At 27.2% G+C, this 26,643-nt stretch carries 12 protein-coding genes, 1 tRNA gene and 2 rRNA genes; all 15 read right to left on the bottom strand.

The window, feature by feature from the left end:
- Positions 1 to 28: 28 nt before the first annotated feature.
- Complete coding sequence (gene pepT, locus IC219_RS11070; protein ID WP_227434009.1) at positions 29 to 1,255, bottom strand: peptidase T; 1,227 nt, start codon at positions 1,253 to 1,255, stop codon at positions 29 to 31.
- 88 nt (positions 1,256 to 1,343) lie between these two features.
- Positions 1,344 to 2,396, bottom strand: a complete 1,053-nt coding sequence (gene ytvI / locus IC219_RS11065) for a sporulation integral membrane protein YtvI (protein ID WP_227831266.1) — start codon at positions 2,394 to 2,396, stop codon at positions 1,344 to 1,346.
- 150 nt (positions 2,397 to 2,546) lie between these two features.
- On the bottom strand, positions 2,547 to 3,800 hold the full coding sequence (locus IC219_RS11060) for an HlyC/CorC family transporter (protein ID WP_227482158.1): 1,254 nt from the start codon (positions 3,798 to 3,800) through the stop codon (positions 2,547 to 2,549).
- Between the two features lie 132 nt (positions 3,801 to 3,932).
- Positions 3,933 to 7,460, bottom strand: a complete 3,528-nt coding sequence (locus tag IC219_RS11055) for an AAA family ATPase (protein ID WP_227831267.1) — start codon at positions 7,458 to 7,460, stop codon at positions 3,933 to 3,935.
- Positions 7,447 to 8,658 carry an exonuclease SbcCD subunit D C-terminal domain-containing protein gene (locus IC219_RS11050; RefSeq protein ID WP_227831268.1) on the bottom strand — a complete coding sequence of 404 codons (1,212 nt, stop codon included), beginning with the start codon at positions 8,656 to 8,658 and terminating at the stop codon, positions 7,447 to 7,449. The genes IC219_RS11055 and IC219_RS11050 overlap by 14 nt, the downstream gene beginning before the upstream one ends.
- A gap of 46 nt (positions 8,659 to 8,704) precedes the next feature.
- Positions 8,705 to 12,532, bottom strand: coding sequence for a helicase-exonuclease AddAB subunit AddA (gene addA, locus IC219_RS11045; protein ID WP_227831269.1), 3,828 nt, complete (start codon positions 12,530 to 12,532; stop codon positions 8,705 to 8,707).
- Positions 12,532 to 16,002 (bottom strand): helicase-exonuclease AddAB subunit AddB, encoded by a 3,471-nt coding sequence (addB, locus tag IC219_RS11040; RefSeq protein ID WP_227831270.1) that lies wholly within the window; start codon positions 16,000 to 16,002, stop codon positions 12,532 to 12,534. Before addB ends, addA begins: the two co-directional genes overlap by 1 nt.
- Positions 15,992 to 16,822 carry a PD-(D/E)XK nuclease family protein gene (locus IC219_RS11035; protein ID WP_227434002.1) on the bottom strand — a complete coding sequence of 277 codons (831 nt, stop codon included), beginning with the start codon at positions 16,820 to 16,822 and terminating at the stop codon, positions 15,992 to 15,994. The genes addB and IC219_RS11035 overlap by 11 nt, the downstream gene beginning before the upstream one ends.
- A 145-nt stretch (positions 16,823 to 16,967) precedes the next feature.
- On the bottom strand, positions 16,968 to 19,187 hold the full coding sequence (locus IC219_RS11030) for an ATP-dependent helicase (protein ID WP_227831271.1): 2,220 nt from the start codon (positions 19,185 to 19,187) through the stop codon (positions 16,968 to 16,970).
- Positions 19,180 to 21,096, bottom strand: a complete 1,917-nt coding sequence (locus IC219_RS11025) for a hypothetical protein (protein WP_227434000.1) — start codon at positions 21,094 to 21,096, stop codon at positions 19,180 to 19,182. The genes IC219_RS11030 and IC219_RS11025 overlap by 8 nt, the downstream gene beginning before the upstream one ends.
- A 246-nt stretch (positions 21,097 to 21,342) precedes the next feature.
- Positions 21,343 to 23,358, bottom strand: a complete 2,016-nt coding sequence (locus tag IC219_RS11020) for an N-acetylmuramoyl-L-alanine amidase (protein WP_227831272.1) — start codon at positions 23,356 to 23,358, stop codon at positions 21,343 to 21,345.
- Between the two features lie 582 nt (positions 23,359 to 23,940).
- The gene (locus tag IC219_RS11015; protein ID WP_227853331.1) at positions 23,941 to 25,962 is read right to left on the bottom strand and encodes an N-acetylmuramoyl-L-alanine amidase; all 2,022 of its coding nucleotides are present in this window, start codon (positions 25,960 to 25,962) and stop codon (positions 23,941 to 23,943) included.
- Between the two features lie 268 nt (positions 25,963 to 26,230).
- Positions 26,231 to 26,347: ribosomal RNA gene (rrf, locus tag IC219_RS11010) — 5S ribosomal RNA — on the bottom strand.
- An 8-nt stretch (positions 26,348 to 26,355) separates the two neighbouring features.
- Positions 26,356 to 26,429: transfer RNA gene (locus tag IC219_RS11005), tRNA-Gly, on the bottom strand.
- Positions 26,430 to 26,520: 91 nt separating this feature from the next.
- A 23S ribosomal RNA gene (locus IC219_RS11000) occupies positions 26,521 to 26,643 on the bottom strand; the annotation flags it as partial.

Raw genomic sequence — 26,643 nt, 5'->3', positions numbered from 1 at the left:
AAACTCTTAATTTTTGAATACTTTTTAACTAAACTCTTTCAGCATATTTTTCAGCTATTCTTATAATTAATTTAGTAGCTTTCTCCATAGAACTAACTGGAATACATTCATTTTTACCATGGAAGTTTAATCCTCCCGTAAATATATTTGGACAAGGTAGTCCTTCAAATGATAGTCTTGCACCATCAGTACCACCTCTTACAGGAACTAAACGTGGCTTTATGCCTACTTCTTCCATTGCCTCTTTAGCTATATCAACGATGAACATAACTGGCTCAATCTTTTCTTTCATATTATAATAAGAATCTTTTAAGTCTAGTTCCACTCTATTATCATATTTCTTATTTATTTTTTCTATATTTTCTATCAATATAGATTTTCTTTGTTCAAATTTTTCTCTACAATGGTCTCTAATAATATAAGCCATGCTTACAGTTTCAACATTTCCATTTATAGTATTTAGATGCCAAAAGCCTTCATAACCTTCTGTTGTTTCTGGTCTTTCATCCGCTGGGAACATTTCTGATATTTCAGCTGCTATATGTATAGCATTGACCATTTTATTCTTAGCTGAACCTGGATGAACGTTTCTACCATGTATAGTAATAGTTGCATTTGCTGCATTGAAGTTTTCACATTCAAGTTCTCCAACTACTCCTCCGTCTAAAGTATATGCATATTTTGCTCCAAATTTTTTAACATCAAATAGATTTGCACCTCTTCCAATTTCCTCATCAGGTGTAAATCCTATTTTTATATCTCCATGCTTAATTTCAGGATGATTGATTAAATATTCTATTGCAGTTACTATTTCGGCTATTCCAGCTTTATCATCAGAACCAAGCAAAGTTGTTCCATCAGTAACTATTAAATCATCTCCTTTAAATTCTACTAATTCTGGAGAATCTTTTATATAGGTAACAACATTTAATTCTTCATTTAAAACTATATCTTTTCCATCATAATTTTTTATTATTCTTGGTTTAATATCTTTTCCACTTATATCTTCAATTGTATCCAAGTGTGATATAAACCCTATAGTATCTACACCTTCAACATTTCCTTTTAAAGTAGCCATTACATAACTGTTTTCATCTAAACTTACTTCATCAATACCAATTGATTTTAACTCTTCAACTATATATTCAGCTAAAACTCTTTGACCTTCTGAAGATGGACAATTTTCACATTGAGAATTCGATGTTGTATCAAATGATACATACTTTAAAAATCTTTCTACTACTTTTTGCTTCATGCATATACCTTCTTTCTTACAATATTAATGGAATTTTTATTTATTAGTGAATAAAATTTTACTACAAAAATATATTAATTATTTATAGCTAAAAGATATCCACCTTCTTAAGTATATCATGCATACATACCAAACCCAAACAAAAAATTACTCCTATTATTCCCTTTACCTGAATTCCAATAAAAATTGCAGCCAGTGTTGCTAATGGATTTAACCCAACATTTACTGATACTAATTTAGGTTCAAGTATTTCTCTTATCAGAGACAAAACAAAAAATATTATAGTCATACTTACAGCTATAAAATAATTTTTTATAAGAAAATAGTACACGATTATTGGAAGGTATATTGTTATTATTCCTAAAAATGGAATTAAGTCCATTAAAGCTCCTACAAAAGCTACTATAAGACCATATTTCAATCCAAATATAGCAAAACTTCCCCATATAGTAAAAAAAGTTATAGCCATAAGTATTGTATAAGCTCTTATATACCCTACAAGAGAAAGACCTGCTTCCTTCTTTACATTCTTTACCTTTTTTCTTACATCACTAGTAAACATATTATAAAAATTATTTTCAATTTTATCTAAATCTTTTGCTATAAAATATGTAGCAATAAACAAAGTAATTATAAATATTATAATATATGGAATAGAAGTAGCCAGTCCAATTATACTTGTAAGGAGATTTTTTGTAATATGCATTACTTCATTACTAAACTTACTTACTAATTGTTCTATATCAAAGTTAGCTATTTCTTGAAATGATTTCATATAGTTATTTACTTTATTTAAAAAATACATAATTGTATTGCTTATATCTTCAGGGTTAGCAGATATATTATTTAGGAATCTCATTAATTCTTTCACTGAATTTATTGCTATTATTGTAGTAACTGTACTTACTACTGCTACTGCAAGAAAACTCAAAACTAATGTAGATACACCCTTATTGATGTTAAACTTATTTTCTAATTTTTGGGATATAGGATTAATCATAAGAGCTATTATTCCACCTAAAAAAAATGGAGCTATGTATGGAAACGCTTTATAAATAAAAATAAACAACAATGTGTATATACAAAAAAAGATAGTGTTATTTTTTAATTTGTATAAAAAATCATTTTCTAATATATTCATCTTAAAAATCTCCTTCCTTCTAATTTATATTTCTATTTTGTCCATTTAATACTAGTTTTATTTGAATATAAAATAAAAATAAGTGCATTAAATATAGAATTTAAATTCTACATTCAATGCACTTATAATAAATTTAAGAACATTATTACATCATGTATATATTCTTATTTTTTTTATTCTGTTTTTTTCTATACTTTCTATACAAAATCTTATATTATCAACTTCAATTACTTCATTTTCTTCTGGCAGTCTGCTTAAATGTCCAATTATAAACCCACCTATAGAATCAAATTCTTCAGATTCTAAGTTTACACCTATAAGTTCATTGACATCACCAATTTTAGTACTTCCATCTACAATATACTCATCTTCTTTTATAACTTGTATTTCATCTTCTTCTTCATCATATTCATCTTCTATATCACCAACAATTACTTCTACTAAATCTTCTATAGTCAAAAGCCCAGATGTCCCACCATATTCATCTACGACTATAGCCATTTGACTTTTTTCAAGTTTCATCTCTTCAAGAAGCTGTGTTATCTTTTTAAACTCATATGTGAAAAATGGTTCTCTCATATAATTTTTAATATCAAATGACTCTATTTCCTCATCTGATAAAAATATAATATCTTTTATATTAAGTATTCCTATAATATCATCTACAGTTTCTTCATATACAGGCATTCTACTTAGTTTTTCTTCTTTAAATACTTGTATGATTTCATCGTAACTATCTTCCATATCTATAGCTACCATATCTATTCTCTGTATCATTGCATTTTTAGCTTGCATATCTCCAAATTCAAATACATTATTTATGATTTCTCTTTCTTCCATTTCAAGGACGCCTTCTTCATGGCTTACATTTACCATAGTTTTTAATTCCTCTTCAGTTATAAATGACTTGGCTCCTTTATGTGTTATACCAAACAATTTAAATATAACATTCGTAATTATATTAAATACCCATACTACTGGTCTTAATACAAATATAATTACTCTTATAGGCTTAGATACCAAAAGAGAAACCTTTTCTGAGTTACTTGCTGCTATAGTCTTTGGAGTAATTTCACCAAATATTAACACTAGTACTGTCATAACAGCTGTAGCAATTGCTACTCCTTTTTCTCCCATCAACCCTATAAACAGTGACGTTGATATGGATGTTGCTGCTATATTTACAACATTATTTCCAACTAATATAGAACTTAAAAGTTTATTTGGGCTTTCTATTAATGAACTTACTAACTTAGCTCCTTTGACTCCTTCATCTTGCATATATCTTATTCTGATTTTACTTAAAGACATTAAAGCTGTCTCTGATGCTGAGAAAAATGCAGACCCCATAAGTAATACTACTAAAATTATAATCTGGACCAAACTATTGGGCGATTCCAACACTTACCACACTCCTACTTACTTGTTTTTTTATATTGACATTAATTATAAATAAATTTAATATTAGTTTTAATTATATCACAATTATATATTTTTTGGAAATGTTAGATAATATATTCAATTAACATATTGTTTCTAACTGTATTCAATTTTTACTTTTGAACCTACACCAGCTTCACTTGATGAAACCAATAACTTAACAGGAACCCTATTTTTAAGTTCTTCGACATGACTTATTATACCCACACTTAGATTATTACTATGCAATCTTTCCAATGATTCTATAACAATCTCCAAAAGTTCACTGTCCAATGAACCAAATCCTTCATCTAAGAAGAAGAATTCAAGCGGTGCACTCCCTTTTAATTGTATTTGAGATGAAAGAGCAAGTGCTAATGATAGTGAAGTTAAAAATGTCTCTCCTCCAGATAGAGTATCAATACTTCTTCTTTCTCCTCCATTAAAATTATCTCTCATTACAAAATTGAGTGTTGAGTCAATTTCAAGTGCATATCTTCCTTTAGTTATTCCTTCTAGTCTTTTTGATGCTTCTAAAGCTATATACTTTAGTTGATTTGTAGATACATATTCTACAAATTTATTTCCTTGTATACATTTATCTAATTCTTCTAACAAATCTACTTTATGTTCAACCAATCTAAGTTCCTTATTAAAATCATTTATCTTATCTAAAGAATCTTTTAATGTTAGCAACCTATTTTGATTAGCTCCAATGTCTTTGGATATATTTCCTATTTCTACTTTCATATTATAAATATTATCTTTTAATTGTTCAAAGTATTCTTTTTTAATAATTCTTCCATTTAATTTTTCTTTTGACGATTTTATTTTAAATGATAATAACTTTTGTTCTTCTTCATATTCTAATATTTCTTCAATCAATTTTTTTACTTCTTCACCTTCTAATAACGCTCTTTTTACTGCGTATATACTTTCAAACTTATTTTCTGCTAGCAGTTTATTTAATATTATTTTTTGTTCTTTATATTGTTCTTTAGCAGTTTTAAGTCTTCCATCTATATTGTGCTTTTCAGCAAGATTTTTTTCATATTCTGACCTTTGTTCTTCTAGCTTTACTTTACTAGACTCTTCTTGTTCTAGTATCTTGCATATACGTTCTTCAACACTATGTAAAAGATTTTCAGCTAAATCACCTTTTGTTATGTTAATTACTTCTTTATACTTACTGTCTCTATGCACTTTTTTTTCTACATATAACTCTCTAGCTTTTATTAACTCTAATTCTATTTCATGTAACTTACTTTCTTGTTCTCTTATTTTAATATCTAATAAATCTCTGTTTTTTAATAAGTTTGAGTATCCAGTATTTAATAATTCTAATTTTTTTTCATTTTCTCTTATTTCTTCTACTTTTGATGATAGATTTGAGACTTTAGTAATTGTTTTTAATCCTAAATACTCTTGTTTTAATTTCTTACATTTATGTTCCAGGTTTTCAATTTCGATATTTAAGTCTTTTATTAATTTCTTATAGTTATTCAGACTTTCATTTATCTTTAATTCTTCTTTTTCAATTCTATTTTTTTCTTCTTTTGCCAATGTTATTTTATTTTCGGTGCTTTCCTTCTCTTTTTCCCACTCTTGAATATTAGACTTAAGTACAGCTAATTTTCTTTGTTCATCATCAAGTCTTTTAAATAATTGACTTGATGGAATTTCCCCAAGCTTTCCTTTTACATCTTCCAATTCTTTAGTTTTCATTTTTTCTACAGACACATAACCACTTACTTTAGAATTTAATTCTTCAATATTGTGTCTTATGCTTACTTTTTCTTTTTCCAATTTATCCAATTTGTCTTTGACAAAAACTATATTTTCATCATAATTAGTTATATTATGATTTTCATGGTGCTTTGAACCACAAACTGGGCATGGCACATTTTCTTTTAATTCACGTCTAAGTTCAGAAGCCAAATTCAAGTATTTCAGTTCTTCCAACTCTTTCTCAAGGTCTTCTCTATTTTTTCTATTATTCTCAAGCTTTTCATTTACTAGACTTAGCTCTCTCTCAATATTAAATTTCTTTTCTAAAACTACCTTTAATTCATCTTGTATATTATTTTTCTTACTTTCATTTTCTTTGGTATTATTTGCCTTATTTCTTAATTCAGTTACATATTCAGATTTTAAAAGCAAATCTTCACTTTTACCAGGACATTTCTTAAGAAGAACATCTAAATGAAGAGACAAACTTTCTAGGTTATGGTTGATATCATTTTTATCTCTATCAATATATCTAACTTTTAAATTTATATCTTCTGTATCCTTAGATATTTCTCCTAGCTTATTTATTTTTTGAGTTTTCTCTTCTAGTACTTTATTATAATCTTTCTCATATTCATATGCTAAAAATATTTTTTGTTTTAATTCTGCACTTATATTTACTTTATCTATTTTTCCTTCAACTTCTTTTACAGACTTAATAACTGCTTCTTTTCTAGATTCAGAATCTTTTTTTAGTTTTTCTAACTCCATTTTGTTTTTACTTAAATCAAGGCCATTTTCTTTTAATTCTTTTAATTCCTTATCTAGTAAAACTAATTCTTCTTCTAGTTTTATTGCTTGTTGTAACTTTATTTTTTCCTCACTTAACTTAGGAACTTCTTCATTTTTAATTCGACTTATTTTTTCATATCTATGCTTTGTAACTTCAAGTTCTTGATTTAAAATTACTAATTTTTTATCTAAATTATCTACTGTGAAACTGTCCTCTTTTATTCTTTTTTCTAAATTTTGAACTGTGCCTATATATGGGTCCACTCTTCTTGCATTATTATCATTTTCTACAAGATTAGTTTTTTCTTTTATCTCATTGCTTTTTAGATTAAGTTCATTTTTTCTAAGCTCATTTTTCTCTAGTTTCAATTGTTCCTCATATATTACTTTACTCTCTTCATAAGATTTTTGAGCTAAATCTAAAGTTTTATTTTTATCTTTTTCTAGTTTTTTTAACTCTATTAGTTCTTGATTGATATTATTATACACTTCTTCTGTAATTCCATCGTATTGACTTAATTTTGATTTCAAGTCTTTTAACTTTTGCAAATGTAAATTTTTTCTCTTTTTTACCTTATCTCCAAGACTTCTTCCATACTTTTCAAGATTGAAAATTCTCTCTAACATGTCTCTTCTATCTGCACGTGATAATCTCAAAAACTCATTGAATTTGTCTTGTGGTAAAACTACTGACCTCGTAAAATCGTTTGATGTTAGTCCTACAACTTGAGCCACTTTTTCATTTACTTCAACAACTTTATCAGCCAAAACATTTTTTGTATTATCATTTAACACCTCTACTAATCTAGCGCCAGAAGTTTTTGTTCCTGTTTTACTTCTTACAATAGTTCTATCTACAATGTATCTTCTTCTTGTATTTTTGCTTCCTATCTCAAATTCATATGATATAATTGCTTTGTCACATACACTGTTTATATATTCTTTTGTATTTCTAGATATATTTCCATACATAGCAATGGTTATGGCATCTAAAATTGTAGATTTCCCACTTCCAGTAGTCCCAAATATTCCAAACAAACCTCTTTCAATTAGCTTTTCAAAGTCTATAACTTGTTTATCAATATAACTATTAAGTCCAGTCAGTTCTAATCTAATTGGTCTCATCTGTTGATTCACCTTCTTCACTTATTATATCTAGAAATAAATCCATAAGTTCTCCTTTTGGTTCTGCTCCTCTACTAAAGGAATAAAATTCTTTGAATAATTCTGCCATAGACTTTTCTTTTATATCTACACTTTCTTGTTCATAACAAGATGTTATTATCGGTTTTATCTCTATTATGTCTTTTAATAATTCTTTCATTTTTTTAATTTCACTTTGAGATATTATCTCATCAGTATTTATTTCAAAGTATGACCAAATATCTCTACCTTGATTTTTCTCACATATATCTAAAGCTTCATCTATACCATTACATTTAAATACTTCTATTGGCTTGTAATTATTAAAATAAATTTCCTCGATATTTGGTTTTTCTCCTGCTTTTATATCCACTATATACGCACCTTTAGTATATGCTCTTTCATCTTTGCTGTATTGAAGCGGAGAACCAGAATAATATGCATTTAAACGTTCAGAAGCTTTTTGTTGTTTGTGCAAATGTCCTAATGCAGTATATTGAGCTTTTTCTGGTAAGTCTTTTTTTTCAACCAGAAAGCTTCCCCCTAGTTGTATTGGTCTCTCTGATTCTGTACTCTCTCCACCTATTACAAATATATGTGATACTGCTATATTTATAGTATCGCTTCTAAAATTTTCTCCTAAACTTCTAAATATATCACCTACTTTTTCAGAGTAAGTCTTTTGCTTTTCCAAATCATCTTCACTTGAAAAAACCTCATTTAATCTTTTTTCACTTGGATAAGGTAATGTAGCAATTACAATACTTTCTCCATTTATATTTAGTGTTGTGCATCCTTGTACAGCCTCTATTATTTCAAACTTTTCATACTTAGCTCTTTCTGTAGAACTTGATGGATAACCAAATATAAGTATACCCTGTTCATGTGCTAAAGGTGTTATTGCAGAAAGTCTCTCTGGATTATCATGATTCCCAGAAATTATTATTACACATCTTTGTCCATTATTAGCAAGTCTTGAAACAGTTCTATAAAACAGTTTTTCTGCTTGAGCTGGTGGATTAGAATTATCATATATATCACCAGCAATTATTACCATATCAACTTCATTTGATTCTACTATTTGTATGAAGTCCTCACAAAATTTTGCCTGCTCTTCAATTCTAGAGTGGCCTTCTAGGTATTTCCCTAAATGCCAATCTGATGTATGAATGAATCTCATTTTTTCCCTCCCCATTTATATTTATGTCTAATTTATATCAAAATAATTAATAACAAACAGCCTCATCAATTCCAAATAAATATATACATTTTTCTTTTACTGATTTTCCAGTTAAAGTTTCAATAACATCTGCATATAAATCTAATTGTCTCTTATATTTCTCTATTATCTGATTTATATTTTCTTCATTTACAAAATCTGTTTTATAATCTACTAAAACTATCTGATTATCTTCTTCAAAATAAGCATCAACTATACCTCTTAACATGACACTTTCTTTGTCATAAATTTTCTTATCATCATTTTTTATCAATTCTTCATAAAGATATATATCTTTCATATTTACTTGTGCATAAATTGACTTTTCTCTATTTATAAGTTCAGCATTTAACATCCTTTTTCCTATATTAGATGTAAAAAATTTATATATTTTATAAGGATTTACTATACTAGCTTGCTTTTCTGTTATTATACCCTTTGAAATAAAACTTTTTATTTGCATCTTTATATCACTTATGTTGTTTACCTTCTTTAAATCTAAAACTTCCATAACTAAGTGAATTATTGTACCTCTTTCTGCTCCATTTATTTTTTCTTTTTCTTCATCATTTTGAATAAATAGAGGTTTTTTTAAGGTTATTTTTTGTTCGAATATAGTATTTATCAACTCTTCTTCATAATTATTTTGTATCTTTTTTATTTCTGTAACTGATATACTAGCAGGTTTTTTTGTACTAAATTCATATGGATATATATAGTTTAACTTTTCTTCTATTTCAGCATAATAATCGCCATCAGGCTCATCTACATCTATTTTTTCAAGAATTTCTTCAATACTTTCTTTTTCTTCATCATTTTTCTTTTGTATTAAAATATCATCCTTATTCCATAACTTTCCATACCATTTTGAATTATGTTCAACATTAAATGGCACATCTAATCCCATATCTTCCAATAAATTAGATAAATCTTTATGTTTTAATACACAAGGCATTATCCAATCTAAGAAATTCTTACTTTTTAGTATTTCATATTGTGATATTGTATCTAAATTTTCAATTCCATTGGACCATTTTTTCATGCTATCTTGTACATTTCTAGTAGAGCCTGTTATAATCAGCTTCTCTTTTGCTCTCGTAAATGCAACATATAAGACTCTCATCTCTTCTGATAAATTTTCTATATTTATTTTGCTTTTTAGTGCTTCTTTAGCTATACTTGGAAAAGAAATTCGTCTCTCATAATCCACAAACTGAGGTCCATATCCTAAGTTATGATGATATAAAATACTCTTTTTAAAATCTTGAGTATTGAAATTTTTTCCCATAGCAGAACATATAACTATTGGAAATTCTAGACCTTTACTCTTATGGATACTCATTATTCTAACAACATTTGCATTTTCTCCAAGTGTTTTTGCACTCCCCATATCAGAGCTAGATTTTTTTAATTTCTCTATAAAATTTACAAAGTTGAATATTCCCTTAAAGCTAGTCTCTTCAAATTGTTTTGCTCTCTCAAAAAGTACTTTCAAGTTGGCTTGTCTTTGACTTCCACCTGGTAATGCCCCAACATAAGCATAGTATCCAGTTTTTGTATATAAATACCATATAAATTCATCTGTACTCATGTACATTGATTTTTCTTTGAATTCTTTTAGTTTAATCAGAAAGTCTTTGCTTTTATTTATACATTCTTCACTTGGTACAAAATCCGACTTATTTTCATTCTGTGATTCTGTAAATTCATCATACTCTGATGTACTTTCTAAAACTTCATAAAAAGTTTTATCTTTATTTTGAGTTCTAATATCAATTAAATCTTCTGGTGTAAATCCAAATATAGGTGACTTTAACACAGCTATAAGTGGTATATCTTGCATTGGATTATCTATTATCTGAAGTAATGATAGTATTGTTTTTATTTCAATTGTATCAAAATATCCAACTCCAACATCAGCATAAGTAGGTATATCCATATTCATCAACTCATCTGCAAACACAGGTGCCCATGCAGATGTAGCTCTTAAAAGAATCACTATATCCTTAAATTCCACAGGTCTATAGGCATCAATTCCTTTATCATAAACTTTTTGAATCTTTCCATCTTCATTGGCTCTCATTAAATCCTTAATAATCTTTCCAACCATTCTAGCTTCAAGTTGTATATTGTCTAGTTCTTCATCTTCTTCTACTTCATTTTCTTCATTATTAACATTATTATCTTTATTATTTATAATATCATTACTAGGTTTAGTATTTTTTTGTATAAGGTGTATTTCTGTTGCTCCGCCAACAATAGAGTTCTCATCTAAATCTGATTTAAAATCTGCACCCAAATTAAGTCTTTCTTTTTCTGTATATTCAATCTCTCCTATATTCTCATTCATTATATTTTCAAATATATAATTTACAGAGTCTACAACTTCTTCTCTACTTCTAAAGTTTTTATAAAGCATTATTTTTCTGTGAGAACTTCCTTTTTCATCTTTATAGTTATTGTACTTTTGTAAAAACAACTCTGGTTTTGCTTGTCTAAATCTATAGATACTCTGCTTTACGTCACCAACCATAAATCTATTTGGAGTATCTATGTTTGCTACAGTTTTGAGCAGTACTTCTTGTACAAGATTGCTATCTTGATATTCATCTATAAATATTTCATAGAAATTATCTCTATACCCCATAGCTATATCAGAAGGTACGATATTTCCATTCTCATCTATATTCGTAAGTATATTTAAGGCAAAATGCTCTATATCATTAAAATCTATTATTCCTTTTTCACTTTTTTTATTGCTGTATTCTTCTTCAAATCTTAGAACAATATTGGATATTGGTTTAACTATATTATAAAGATACTTAATTTCGTCTTTAATAGATTCGCTATCTTTATTAAATGTAGCATTTATTATACTTTCTAAAGATTTTTTAATTTTATCTCTTATTGCTTTTGCTTTTTCTTTTGATTCTTTTATATATGAAGGAGCATCTTTTGGTATCCTTTTTATACCTTTTACATAGTTTTCAAAAGACATACTTGACATCTTCTTATGTGCCTCATTCCATGATTTATTACATGCTTCTGAAATATCAACCACTCTCTTATACTCAATCGAAAGCTTCTCTGTAAAAGTTTCTAGCTCTTCTATTGACTTAACTTCTTTTAAGGCCTTTTCCATATTTGAGCAAATTCCATCAATTTCTATTTTTACAGTGTCTAATATAGCTCTAGCCCAAATAGATTCTGAAAAATCAAAGTCCTCATCAATGTTAAATCTCTCTGCTGAATCAACAAGCCATTTTTTAGGCTCAGGAGAAGCCATTGCAAATGAATATATTCCTAAAATAATATCCTGAACCTCTTTATCTCCGCCTCTTTCTGCATAACTTTCAACTAAATTTAAAAAACCCTCTTCTCTTTCTTCATATAATTTTTCAAATACTTCTTCTATTGCCTCTTGTTTCAAAATAGCGCATTCAGTTTGGTCTCCTATTCTAAAATTAGGGTCTAGGTTTATTCTATGGAAGTTTGATTTTATAACATCTAAACAAAATGAGTGTATTGTTGTAATACTTGACTTATTTAATAAGACAAGTTGATTTTGTAAATGTTTATTTTCTGGATTTTCATCTAATGCTTTTCCTATAGCATCACCTATTCTCTCTCTCATTTCTGATGCAGCCGCATTAGTAAATGTAACTACTAATAATTTATCTATATCAATTGGATTTTCTCTACTTGTTATCATTTGAATTATACGTTCAACCAGTACTGCTGTTTTTCCCGACCCAGCAGCAGCTGCAACAAGTAAGTTACAGTCTCTACTTTCTATAACTTCTGTTTGCTCTTTTGTCCATTTAGGAGAACTCATCAATCAACATCTCCTTCCATCATTTTTATTATCTCTTCATTGCTCTTATTATTTAAAATTTTATATTTATTATCTTTCATAGTTGAATCAAATTGACATATAGCTGAATAATCACAAAAATCACATGATGTTCCCTCTTTATGTTTATATGGAGATATCTTTATTTCACCACTCAACATTTCTTCACATAAATCCTTTATCGAATGTTTTACATATTTTCTAAGTAACCTAAAATCTTCATAACTTACTGTAGATGTGCTTTTACCTACATTTCCATCCTTTGTAAGACCTACTGGTATTACTAATGAATTTTTTCTTTTTCCATCTATCAATGACTTATCCATCTCTTTTATTATATGAGAATCTTTTACCACAAGCCCTTTCATTCTAAGCTCTTTTAATATTGCTTCTTGAATTTCAGCGTCATCTTTATCTTCATTAAACTTTGCTATTGGGTTATTTATTCTACAATATAATATTGCTGCTGGATTTAAATTTATATCTTCTTCTTCTTTTACACTTTCAAGGATTGCATCAAGATATACAAGTAATTGTAATTGTAGGCCATAGTATATCTCTGTTAAACTTATAGCTTTATTACCTGATTTATAATCTACTATTCTTATATATTTGTTTTCACCTTCTTCAAACTCATCTACTCTATCTATTTGACCGATTAAATTTACTTCTTCTCCATTATTCAAAACTATTTTTATAGGAGGGTATTTACCGTCTTTACCAAATTTAACTTCATAATCTACAGGTTCAAATGAACCTTGTTTTATCTGTTGGCTAATTATATTTATAGCTGTTGTAAGCATATTCTTCAATCTATACGCAAGATATTTATATCTTTCAGAACTATTTAATATATATCCTGGTATCTTTGAGATTATTTCATCAACTATAATACCTACCTTTAATTCTATATATTCTTCATCAATATCTTTCCACAATAAATTATCTTGTGATAGTTCTTTTGAAAATCTATCTAAAATATTATGAACAAAGGTTCCTAAATCTGGTGGTGTAAATGAATACTCTTTACGCTTTCTGGCTTTAAGGCCATATTGTATAAAATAAGCAAATGGACACTCTGCATATTTTTCAAGCCTAGACACACTAAGAGAATTACTTTTATATAATGACCTTATTTTTTTCTCTTCAATCCTATGAACTTGATTGGTATAACTAAGACCTTTTATAACTTTTTTTGTTATAGAACTATATAGTTCATCCTTTAGATAGTATCTATATATATCTAACCAGATACTATTCATTTCTTCTTTGCTATACTCATCACTATCGTAGTTTTTTATTACACTTATAAGCTCGTTAAATGTAGGTGATTTTACAGTTATTTTTTTAAGTATATCTTCATTAGTTCTTTTATCTTCTTCTATCAAATAACTTTTATTTTCTACATTTGGGAATATTTTCTTCAATCTTGATATAATTATTGAAGGTCTAAGTGTCTTACCCTCATGGTCAGATATAGGATATGTTATAATTAGATTTTCAGATGTTGAAGTAAGGGCTTTATATACTAAAAATTGTTCTTCAAAACTTCTAGTTTTACTATCTATGTCAACTTCAATACCTTTATTTCCAAGACTCTCCCTATCATTATCACTTAATATTCCACTATCTTTTGTAATTAAAGGAAATACACCATCTGTAGTTCCTATTAAGTATAAGTATTTTGTATTTGGATTTTTCATTCTGTCCACACTACTTACAAGTACTTGGTCTATACTAGGAGGAACTAGCCCTAACTCATACTCATCAAAACCAAGAGTTATTAATTTTATAAATTTTTCTAAGGATATTATTTCTTCACCCATAAGTTCCACCATTTGGTCTAAAACATCTACTACTATATCCCAAACTTGTGAATACTGATTAGCAACATCGAGTTCTCCTTTATCCTTAAAATTTACTATTAAACTCTCTATAGTTTCTGGCATATTTATATCTAGTAAAAACTCATATATATACTTGCAAATTTCTTTTACTCTGTTTTTTCCCTTTAATTTTTCTTGTAAATTTATTATTGGCTCTAATACTCTATTTTTTATTTTATTTATTTTATCTTTTAATTCTACCTCAAATTCACTTTCTTCATTAGTAAGACTTTGTGTTATTCTATAATCCCACTTTTCATCAAACCATTTCTTACCTTTAATCCCATTGGCTAGTACATAATTTTCTAGTAAATTTATATCATCATTATCAATTCCTATAAGACCACTCTTTAAATACCTAAACATAGTTTCATATCCATATCGTCTGTTTTTCATTTCTAGAGCCGAAATAATTAATATAACTATTGGATTACTTTTTGCTTCTCTCTTTTTATCTATAAAGTTAGGTATGTTATACTCATTAAATATAGAATGTACCAAAAAATCATATCTATTTAAGTCTCTTGTAGCAAGAGTTATATCTCTATATCTAACATTTTTGTCTCTAACCAAATGTACAATTTCTTTAGCTATTTCTTCTACCTCTGAATATAGATTATTAAATTCTTTTATTTTTATATTTTTAGTTGGATTTATATATGTTTTATATGGATAAGCATTATAAAACTTTTCTAAATGTTGTAACTCTTGAATTCCTTCAAATCTTTTTATAGTGCCTGTATTTAAATTTACTTGTGGTAATATTTTTACTCCTTCTTCATTACATAATTGAGTTAATTTTGAATAAGTAAACTTAGTTCTAGAAAATACATCTGCTTTGCTATATCCAATATAATTAACATTATCTACAGTCAAAGATATATTAACATCTTTAGCTTTATTTAATATACTTTTTATAACATTGTATTGATTTGGTGTAAAACCTGTAAACTCATCTATATAAACATAAGCTCCTTCTAAATAGTTACTCAATTCTATTTTGCCTGATAATGAAGTCAACATATCTTGAGCATCTATATAATTTTCATGTAATTTTCCTTCAAAAGAATTATATATCTTACTTATATCTTTTAACTTTAAACTTAATGTCTCATTTTCTAATTCTCCAGATATATTTTCTAACATTTCAGGACTTATATTGTACTGTTTCATTTCTGATATCATATCTGTAATTGAACTTACAAAACCAGATTGCGACTTTGATTTTGAAAATACATTTAACTCTTCACTTACATCTTCTATCGCTCGATACACCATCATTGCTTTTCCACTAGAATTTATATTTACATCTGTTAATCCTCCTGTTTGAGAAAAAACTATGTTACTCAGTGTTTTAAAACTAAGCACTCTAACTCTTAAGTACTTGTCCTTTTCTCTTCCTAAAAATAGTTTGCTTACTCTATTTTCAGCTTCAAATGTATACTGTTCTGGAACTAAAAGTATAACAGATGTCATTTCATTTTTTTGAGATTCTTTTTTAATTTCATCTAATATATATGTAGATTTTCCACTTCCACATCTACCTAATATAAACCTAAGTCCCATAAATTTCCGCCTCCAAAATACTATAATCTATTTCTTTGTCATTGCATAATTTATTAAACTCACAATACTTACAATGACTTTTATTTCTATAGCACATACGTTCTTCTTTATTATATACCTTTTCTATATCATTGTATAGATTGTGTTCGTATGTATGTTCTTCATAATTAGTACTTTTTATCATGTTTATATAGTTTTGAATCTTATTTCTATTTGCTTCATGTTTTTCTTCATCATATGAGATATTAATTGGCAAATCATCAAATTCAGGTTGGTAATATTTCATACTTATATCTTTAACATTTACTTCTATTTTTAAAACTTTTGGTATAACTTCTTTTGCCAAAAACATATAAACTATTGTTTGAATCCTACTTTCCACATTTTTATAGTTAATCTTTTTAGACTCAGTTTTCCAGTCCCATATCTCTATATTGCCTTTTCCAACTACAATTAAATCATACTTTGCTTGTAATATGTCCCCATTTAAATTCATCCTTACTTCATATTCTGGTAAATACATTTTTTCTTTTTCGATAGGAACAATTTTTTTTATATTCTCAATCCATTTTGAAAATCTTTTACTATTTTTATCATCTTCATTAAAATAGATTCCAAGTGGTATATTACTAAAGTATCTTTCACAAATTAAATGAAAGTCTCTTCCAGTTTTTAAACTATCATAATATTCTCTACTACCTATATCATCATTTTTCCAATTTATTTTATCAATATACTTATATTTAAATTTTAGTGGGCACGATTTATATGTGTTAATTGAATTTTGACTATAAGAAAAATATTTTAATTTATCATTCAATCATATCACTTCTCTCTTAACTTTATTTTTTAATAACTATTTATTATATATTAATTTGGCATTCTTTTAATAGTATATAAGCTAAACTCATCATATATTAACTTATATTTCTTTCAATAATATATCAACTTAACTCATCTATATGTTAATTTGACCTTTTCTCAATAATATATTGATTCAACCTTCTTAAATAAACACAAGGATTCTGTTCTTTTCTTTTATTACCTATATCATTTTCATCTCTATAAGCACTCCCTGAAAGTACTAACATCTCCTTTGCCCTAGTGATTCCTACATATAAAAGTCTAATCTTCTCATTTATAGAATCAATTTTAGTTTGATAAGCGTAATCAGTTGAAATACTACCTTTTAATATAGCTTCAATTTCTGACTTAATAATAGCCATTGGATTTTTGTATTTTTCTTTTAAGTACCATTTATCACTCTGAAATTTCTGAGTAATATTGTCAGGGAAATTATATTCAACAAGACCTAATAAAAACACACAATCCCATTCCATCCCCTTTGATTTATGATAATTACATAGTGTTATGCTACCAGGTTCTGGCTCATATCCATTTATCTCATAAACTACATCTATTATGTGATTAAACACCTTATTTTTAACATCAAATAGAACATTGTAAACATCTTCTAAGTCCATATATATATTTTCCGAAACTAAATACTTTATATAAAAAGATATATAATCTAATACTGCTTTATCCTCTTTTTCTAAGTTGAGCTTTTTACCAATGAACAGTATCAGCAGGTCTAACCTTATTATTGGGTATTCTAATATCTGTTTTATAATATCTATACCATATTTAAAACTTGTATATATATCGCTTTCTTCATTAATTTCTAGTGATTCAAATTTATCTTTATTAAATTTCAAATCATATATAATTTCTTCTGTTGTATATTTTTTTAATCTGTCTAAAAAATTCTTTTCTTCTATCTCATTGTCTGTATTTATAAAAACCTTATCAAGTACGATTATTAACTTTTCTATATCATCGCAGTTTAGCATAAAATCTATAATAGAAGCTATGCTATTTATAACCTTTCTTTTACTTAAAGAATTTGGACCCAATTCTTCAAAGGTTAGACTATACTCTCTAAGTTCCTTAGCAACTTGTGTAACTTGTTCATTAAATGGAACTAGTATTCCTATACTCTTATCTGGATATTTCTTTTTTATACCTTTAACATATTTAGCAGTTTGTTCTATTTCATTTTTCCAACTATTATACCATTTTACATTTATATTATAATGCTCTGGCTTAGGGTTTTCTTTATATCCAACTCCAGTTGGAACAGTTTTTATTTGCATATCCTCAAGAGCATATCTGCATTCCTCTTGTTTAAATTCTTTTGTGACATATTCTACAAGTGAATTTGCTAAATCTAGTATATCTTTTGAACTTCTATTTGACATATCCATCCTATAACAACACTTTGCATTTTTTATAAATTCTTTAAAAAACCTAGGGTCTGATGATGAAAATGTACCTGTTATACTCTGATTTATATCTCCCACTCTAACTAAATTATTATTTTCACTTGATATAATTTTTATTATATTCCCTTGTATTTCATTTGAATCTTGACATTCATCTTCAAAAATATATTTATATCTAGTTTGGAATTTTTTTCTAAGTCCTTCATCTAAGCATAAGGTTTTTTCTGCTAGAATTAATATATCATCATAATCTAGTAAGCCATTTTGCTTTAATTTTCTATCATACAATTTGTATATTGGCAAAATCACTTTAAGCATGCCTTTGTGCCCTCTTGATAGTATCTCTTCAAGCTTATCTGGAGAAATTCCCTTGTATTTAAGTTCACTTATAGCATTTCCTACAAATTCAAAAAAACCTCTCTCCCAAGCTTCAAGAGTTATCTCTTTCCATCTCTCATCTTTTTGCTCCTTTAGAAACCATCTAAATGCTCTTTCTCCTCCATCAAATCTAAATTTATTTATACATTCATTTAATATAATACTTTTTTGTAAATCATCAGCTATATTAAAATCTTCACTTAGCATTACTATTTCGGGTTTTTCCTTTATTATTTTTACAGCTAGACTATGTATAGTCATTACTTCATATGAGTTAATATCGTCTATTTTGTTTTCTTCAAGTATTTTTTTTATTCTACCTTTAAAATTATTTACAGCACTATTCATATATGTAAGAACTAATATTTTACCACCTTTATGTTTCTGTTCAAGGAGTAGTTTAGCTACTAAATTGGTTATTATAAATGTCTTGCCAGCCCCAGGAACTGCTGGAACTGCCATAGTTCCATCCTCATAATTTATTATTGGTATTTGGTCTTCTCTATAGTTTATATTAATCATAAATTTTATCTCCTTTATGTGAGAGTTTCAAAAGTATACTATATAGCATACTTTCTTGAATATAACCATTAATTGTGTATTCACTCTTATATGCATAAACTTTCTTTGCACTTAACAATAAATTATATATTGTATTATATAGATAATATTTCTTGTAGTACTCTTCCATTTCATTTGTATAAATTTTTTTCTCTTCAAAAGATTTTCTAAGTACAATTAAATTACTTATATCTTTTTCTATTTTCATATTCCAAGAATTACTTCCTATATCTACCAATATCTGGACACTTCTATCTATATTTGATGATATATATGAATAAGGAGTTGTTATTACTATTTTATCTTTGCTTTTTAACTCTTCTATATCAATAACAGAATAATAATCATTTATTGTCGTCTTTAAAGCTTCTATAAAAATCTTTTCTTCTTTCAATCCAAGTAGGTTTGCACTTTCACTAAATGATTCACTTTCAGTTATTATCTGTTTACATAGACCAACATTCTTTTTACCATCTTTTAAATTTAACATTTTATCTATATAAAATTGAATTAAAAATTCATGTATTTTTATATCACTTTTCTTTTTTTCTTCAATATACTGTAAAATATCACGATATTGATTATATCCTCCTATTTTATCAACTTCTAAATACCTTGTTTCTTTAAAAATCTTAAATGCTTTTATTCTGTTTATGTCTAAAAGAGTCTCTAAAAAACTTATATATTCTTCATCTTTTATAAAGTCTAAATATCCATAAAATATGCAAGTTGCAACCACTAAAGCATTTCCATATGGGTAATCTATAGCTTTTTTATCTTTTTTAGTGTTAAAAACATCTATATTTTTTTCTTTCAAAGAATCTCTAATTTGATACTCCAATATTGTATTGTTTATAGGTGATATAATTGCTATATCTTTTGGAGATACTCCACTTTCTATAAGTGTTACAACCTTTTCGCTCACTAAATCTAACATTTCATTATATAGTTGACTTGATTGATTTAATTCTATACTTGAGGGTAATAAATATAAATCTTCTATTTTTATATTACTTTTTTCAAAGTTAATTTCTTCTTTAAATTTAATTTTAGATATTATCTTTTCATTTATATAACCCATGTCAATATTATTAAATACAGAATAATCTTTACTAAAATCAAAGAATATATAGCTTTCTAATGCATTGCTTGACACCTTTTCAATAAAATCTACTTCTGCATTACTTGAATTTTCAAGACTATCAACTACTATATATCTCAATTCTTTAAGTAAATTTTTTAAATAAAACTCATCATTAAGAAGGTAATTATTATATAGATATACACTCAGTGCATTATCTAACATTGAATTTGAAAGCAGTGTATTTATATAATATGATATAATTTCATCCATCTGAGTATATGAAAATCTATATATACTATTTCTATTTTTCTTTGATGAATATATTTTTTCTCCAATAAAATCAAAGTCAATTAAATTAAATGCGGACTTACTTATATTTGTAATTATACTTTTTGCGATTGATTTATTCGTTCCTGTGATATCTTCGAAATATCCTTCTTTCACTCTTTTTTCCTTAACTTTTTTAATTATTAAATATTCACTTAAACTATTTGATATAAATGTTGGAGATATAGATTTTTTATTTATTCCTTCACATTTCTCTATTATAAGTGCCCAATATTTTAATAATTCTTTTTTTACAAATCCTATATATGTTGTTATTTTTAATTCTTCACTATAATCTAATTCTAATGACCTCTCATATCTTATTCTAGTATTGTTATTTGGTACTAATAAAATAATACTTCTTGAGTTATTTTCAGTTCTATTCAATAATTCCTTATATTTACCTAAGGATTCATTTTCATCTTTTTTTAGACTGCTTTTTTTTAATAAATATTCCACATAATCACCTTCCTTAATTAAATTAAGTGTATATTATCTAATTATATCATATTGTGCATTTTTCAAAATACAATCAAATTATTGCATTTAACTACAAAAAAGACCATATATACACTGTTATGCATTTGTATATGCAACAATGTATATATAGTCTTTATATATTTACACACCCATACTTCAAATTATAGCTTTAATATAAACTCACAATCATAAATTTATATTAAACTTTAATCACTCTATTTTTAATTACTTTAATGATTCTTCTATTCCTTTAGCTATTTGTGTGCCCATTTCTTTTACTTTTGCAGGTGAATTTATTAACTTCATATCACTCTCATTATCCAAAAATGCACATTCTACAAGTACAGCTGGCATGTCATTGGTTCTTAAAACGTATAAATAATCTTTTGTAGGGTCACTAGTAAGTACTCTTGTTTTTATACCTCTATTTGTAAGTTTAAATTTCTCTAAAATTCGATTTAATATGTTTGTAGCCACAGTCTTAGAAGTTCCTCCATTTTTATCTTTAAGCTTGTAAAACACTTCTACTCCATGACCTTTTCTATTATTATCACCATTGTAATGTATACTTGTAAATAAGTCTGGTTTAAGTGAGTTAGATAAAGCAGTTCTACTTCCAAGTGATAAAGTCTTATCTGTATCTCTAGTCATAATTACATTTATTCCTTTTGAACGTAAATATTCAGTAGTTGCAAGTGAAGTATTTAAATTGTAATCTTTTTCAATCATTCCTCCAAATGAATTTCCAGGTGCTGAACCACCATGTCCTGGGTCAATCATAACTGTCTTTGCTCCATTACTAGCTCCTGGGTCTGTCGGTGTTGTATTATGCTTAGATAATGATGATGCTATAGAATTCATTACCTTAGAAGTTAATCCGCCTCCTATCTTATACACTTTATTAGCAGATTTAGCTTCTAAATTATCCTTATGATATGCAGATACATATGTTTTTGGTGTTATAAGTATTGGAGATTTTAAACTAGCAGCCAATGGTCCTGCTGCTAAAGCATCAACAAGTACATCTGACTTAGCTACTAGAACAGCTTCTAATTCATCCTCTGTATAGAATGTTTTTATTACATTTGCATTTGTTTCATGTCTATCTGCTCCATATACTCTATTTTTAGTAACACTATCTTTAGTTATATCATTTATTTTATTGATAACATTTGTTGATAACATTTGAGGACCACCTATAAAGTAAGCATTTTGTAAATCCTCACTTTGTAACCACTTATACGTATCGTTTGTAAGACTGTCTTTATCACTTAATATAATTGGTTGCTTATCTTGACCTGCTTTTGCTGCAATAGTAAGTGCATCTACTTCTCCACCATTTGCATTTGTTATATATACTTTATCTACATCATGATTTTTATCTATTTCTTTTGCTATCAATAAAGATGTCTCATATCTATTAGAACCATTCAAACGTGTTTGACTAGCACTTACAGTTGATTTTATTTGATTAGCAGTAGTTTTAGAAATAGAATTATCATCTCCAATTATAATTATATCTTTAGGATTTAGACGCTTTAATTCTGCTTTTACACTGGCTGGTACACTGTTTTTTTCAACCAAAAGTATTGGTGCATTATATGTAGTTGCTAGTGGAGTTGATATAATACCATCTATGCTTACATCTCCATTTATTATAACTACTTTATCTGAACCATTTTTCCATCCCTCTTTACTTATTTTAACAGCTGTTTCATATCTATCACTTCCTGTAAGTTCTGTGATAGGTGCAGAAGTCTTTCTCAAATATTTATTTACATCTTTTCTTGAAGTTATATCTTCAATTATACATTCCTGTGTTACATTGTAGTCTTTTAGATTTAATCCCATAGCTTCTAATTCTTGTCTGTCTAAAGTCTTAGGATTAGTTGCGCTATTTATTGTTATCCCTTGTAACTCCCAAACATTTAGATACTCTGGGTCTTTATTATAATTTATAGTTCCTTCATATACCCCAGTTGATTGATTGTAGTTCAGAGTTGTATCTAGTGGCATATCATAACATTTATATTTTAATGTAATGCTATCAGCATCTGGTTTTTCTTTAAATTTTATACTTACTTTTGATGTACTTCCTAAAACTATACTTTTTTTCTCCAAATTTATGTTTAAGTTAGCATTATTTTCCATAGCATTAGACTCAGTAGCAAATGCCATTGTAGGTGCAACAATTGCCATTGAAAGAACTCCTGTTGTTATTAATCTCGTATTTTTTTTCATATTAATCTCCTTACTTAACATAGATTTTCACCTTGCTTTTTTTATCTTTTAATTTTTTAAAACACAGCAAAGTGTGCTTATCTAAATTTGCAAAAATTTATTAAAAATTAAATTACAAAAAATAAACAATTACAAAAAATAAACATAATTAAATATATTTGCTCATTTCCACTATATCATTTATTACTAAAAAAATCTATAAATGACAAATAAAAACATATAATGATTATATTTTGTAGAGTTTTATATCAAATTTTTATAAGTCAATAAAATTAATTTTTCAAAGTTGCATTCTAAATGTTACATATATATTTTAATAAATAAACATCATATAAATATTATTCAAGTCCTCGACCTTATTAATACCTAGAAGTTAAATACATCTCTATAATTACACCTGAGACTTAGCAACCAAAACTTCAACACAAAAAGACTATGTATACACTATTTGCACTTATATCTGCAACAACTTATACATAGTCTTTATTACTAACAGAATTATATTTTTATTTTATGGATTTAAACTAAATCTAAAGTCATAAATTAATTTATGCTGAGTTTTTTAAGTATTTTCATTATGTACTATTTTAATGACTCTTCTATACCTTTACCTATTTGTGTACCCATGTCCTTTACTTTTGATGATGAATTCAATAAACTCATATCCTTCTCATTATCTAAAAATGCACATTCTACAAGTACAGCTGGCATATCATTAGTTCTTAAAACATACAAGTAATCCTTTGTAGGGTCAGTTGATAGTGTTCTTGTTTTTATACCTCTATTTTTAAGATTAAACTTCTCTAAAATTCTATTTAATATGTTTGTAGCTACAGTTTTAGTAGTTCCACCATTTTTGTCTGCAAGTTTATAAAATACTTCTACTCCATTTCCAGTTGTATCAGATGCATTATAGTGTATACTTGTAAATAAATCTGGTCTTAAAGAGTTAGATAGGGCAGTTCTATTTCCAAGTGATAAAGTCTTATCTGTATCTCTTGTCATAATTACATTTATTCCTTTTGAACGTAAATATTCAGTTGTTGCAAGTGAAGTATTTAAAGTATAATCTTTTTCTCTAATTCCACCTAATGGTTTACCTGTTGTTCCAGTATCCGAGCCACCATGACCTGGGTCAATCATAACTGTTTTTGCTCCATTACTAGCTCCTGGGTCTGTTGGTGTTGTATTATGCTTAGATAATGATGATGCTATAGAATTCATTACCTTAGAAGTTAATCCGCCTCCTATCTTATACACTTTATTAGCAGATTTAGCTTCTAAATTATCCTTATGATATGCAGATACATATGTTTTTGGTGTTATAAGTATTGGAGATTTTAAACTAGCAGCCAATGGCCCTGCTGCTAAAGCATCAACAAGTACATCTGACTTAGCAACTAGAACAGCTTCTAATTCATCCTCTGTATAGAATGTTTTTATTACATTTGCATTTGTTTCATGTCTATCTGCTCCATATACTCTATTTTTAGTAACACTATCTTTAGTTATATCATTTATTTTATTGATAACATTTGTTGATAACATTTGAGGACCACCTATAAAGTAAGCACTTTGTAAATCCTCACTTTGTAGCCACTTATATGTATCATTTGTAAGACTGTCTTTATCACTTAATATAATTGGTTGCTTATCTTGACCTGCTTTTGCTGCAATAGTAAGTGCATCTACTTCTCCACCATTTGCATTTGTTATATATACTTTATCTACATCATGATTTTTATCTATTTCTTTTGCTATCAATAAAGATGTCTCATATCTATTAGAACCATTCAAACGTGTTTGACTAGCACTTACAGTTGATTTTATTTGATTAGCAGTAGTTTTAGAAATAGAATTATCATCTCCAATTATAATTATATCTTTAGGATTTAGACGCTTTAATTCTGCTTTTACACTGGCTGGTACACTGTTTTTTTCAACTAAAAGTATTGGTGCATTATATGTAGTAGCTAATGGAGTTGATATAATACCGTCGATGCTTACATCTCCACTTATTATAATTACTTTATCTGAACCATTTTTCCAGCCTTCTTTACTTATCTTAACTGCTGTTTCATATCTATCACTTCCTGTAAGTTCTGTTATAGGAGCAGAAGTTTTTCTCAAATATTTATTTACATCTTTTCTTGAAGTTATGTCTTCAATTATACATTCCTGTGTTACATCATAATCTTTTAAATTTAATCCCATAGCTTCTAATTCTTGTTTATCTAAAGTCTTAGGATTAGTTGTGCTATTTATTGTTATACCCTGTAATTCCCATACATTTAAATATTCTGGGTCTTTATTGTAGTTGATTGTTCCTTCATATAATCCAGTTGATTGATTGTAGTTCAGAGTTGTATCTAGTGGCATGTCATAACATTTATATTTTAAAGTAATGCTATCAGCATCTGGCTTTTCTTTAAACTTCACACTTACTTTTGATGTACTTCCTAAAACTATACTTTTTTTCTCCAAATTTATATTTAAGTTAGCATTATTTTCCATAGCATTAGACTCAGTAGCAAATGCCATTGTAGGTGCAACAATTGCCATTGAAAGAATTCCTGTTGTTATCAATCTTGCATTTTTTTTCATATTAATCTCCTTATTTAACACAAATTTCTATTTTATTTATTTTTTATCCTACTTACTGTTAAAATTACTTTTAAAACATATGTCAAAGTGTATCTCCCAAAAATTTTAAAAAAAGTTATAAAAATAAACTTACAAAAAAACAAAAAAAATTAAATATTTAAATATTTAATTATATTCACTATATCATTTATTGCCAAAAAAATCTATAAAAGACAAATAAAAACATATAATAATTAGATTTTTATAAAATTTTATGCAAAAAAAAATTACGTGGCTACGTCCTACTCTCCCAGGCAGTTTCCCACCAAGTACCATCAGCGCTAGAGAGCTTAACTTCTGTGTTCGGAATGGGAACAGGTGTATCCTCTCTGCTATTGTAACCACATAATCTTTTGGAGCGGGTGAAGGGGATCGAACCCTCACAGCTGGCTTGGAAGGCCAGAACTCTACCATTGAGCTACACCCGCATTAAATTTTTATAGCTAGTAAAACTAGTTTTTTAAAGTTAACACTCTAAAAACTACATATATATTTTAATTAATGAACATCAAATAAATATTGGTCAAGTCCTCGACCTATTAGTATCGATAAGCTAAATACATTGCTGCACTTACACCTTCGACCTATCAACCAGATAGTCTTTCTGGGGTCTTACCCTTGCGGTGGGAAATCTTATCTTGA

Origin of the sequence: Clostridioides sp. ES-W-0018-02, assembly GCF_020658175.1 — a bacterium.
Taxonomy (GTDB): Bacteria; Bacillota; Clostridia; order Peptostreptococcales; family Peptostreptococcaceae; genus Clostridioides.
The sequence above is the reverse complement of the archived record's forward strand: the minus strand, read 5'-3'. Positions and strand labels throughout refer to the sequence as shown.

What these genes read in the sequence shown, in the direction of transcription:
- pepT (WP_227434009.1), bottom strand. Translation starts at nt 1,255, where the DNA reads ATGAAGCAAAAAGTAGTAGAAAGATTTTTAAAGTATGTATCATTTGAT.
- ytvI (WP_227831266.1), bottom strand. Translation starts at nt 2,396, where the DNA reads ATGAATATATTAGAAAATGATTTTTTATACAAATTAAAAAATAACACT.
- IC219_RS11055 (WP_227831267.1), bottom strand. Translation starts at nt 7,460, where the DNA reads ATGAGACCAATTAGATTAGAACTGACTGGACTTAATAGTTATATTGAT.
- IC219_RS11050 (WP_227831268.1), bottom strand. Translation starts at nt 8,658, where the DNA reads ATGAGATTCATTCATACATCAGATTGGCATTTAGGGAAATACCTAGAA.
- addA (WP_227831269.1), bottom strand. Translation starts at nt 12,532, where the DNA reads ATGAGTTCTCCTAAATGGACAAAAGAGCAAACAGAAGTTATAGAAAGT.
- addB (WP_227831270.1), bottom strand. Translation starts at nt 16,002, where the DNA reads ATGGGACTTAGGTTTATATTAGGTAGATGTGGAAGTGGAAAATCTACA.
- IC219_RS11030 (WP_227831271.1), bottom strand. Translation starts at nt 19,187, where the DNA reads ATGATTAATATAAACTATAGAGAAGACCAAATACCAATAATAAATTAT.
- IC219_RS11020 (WP_227831272.1), bottom strand. Translation starts at nt 23,358, where the DNA reads ATGAAAAAAAATACGAGATTAATAACAACAGGAGTTCTTTCAATGGCA.
- IC219_RS11015 (WP_227853331.1), bottom strand. Translation starts at nt 25,962, where the DNA reads ATGAAAAAAAATGCAAGATTGATAACAACAGGAATTCTTTCAATGGCA.